The sequence below is a fragment of the Xenorhabdus entomophaga genome (assembly GCF_037996725.1).
Taxonomy (GTDB): domain Bacteria; phylum Pseudomonadota; class Gammaproteobacteria; order Enterobacterales; family Enterobacteriaceae; genus Xenorhabdus; species Xenorhabdus khoisanae.
Map to the genome: position 1 here is coordinate 1 of NZ_JBBMXH010000366.1, position 409 is coordinate 409.

1 pseudogene is annotated in these 409 nt (G+C 51.6%); it reads right to left on the bottom strand.

The features are described 5' to 3' along the window. Positions 1-186 precede the first annotated feature (186 nt). A pseudogene (locus tag AAC854_RS24550) lies at positions 187-409 on the bottom strand (DUF927 domain-containing protein); the annotation flags it as partial.

Genomic DNA, 409 nt, shown 5'->3' on the forward strand with positions numbered 1-409 from the left:
CTGAGACAACCGATTTAGCCCTCACATGGGAAATTATTCGTCGTCTGATTCAGGCACTAACACCATGATATAAGCCCGTTGCTGGATACCCCCTAAGTGCTTAAGGCGGGGTGTCTTGCCCTGAAAACTCCTTCCACTGGCTGGCTTCTTAAGGATGCCGGTTTTCATTAACGTATCTGCGAACATACCCCCTTCTTTTGCCCCCTGTATTTTCCCCTTGCCGTTAAACAGGGTATAGGCTGAGGTGTGGACATGTTTGGGGTTGGCACCCTGTCCTACCTCATCCAGTGACAGCAGACCGTCATTGTGAGCTAAAGCCTCGTTGGCAATCCCCAGTGCGGTGCCATACCACGTTAACCGCTGCTCATCTGCTTTACCGTACAAACTGGTTGCGATATCGGCGGTCGTC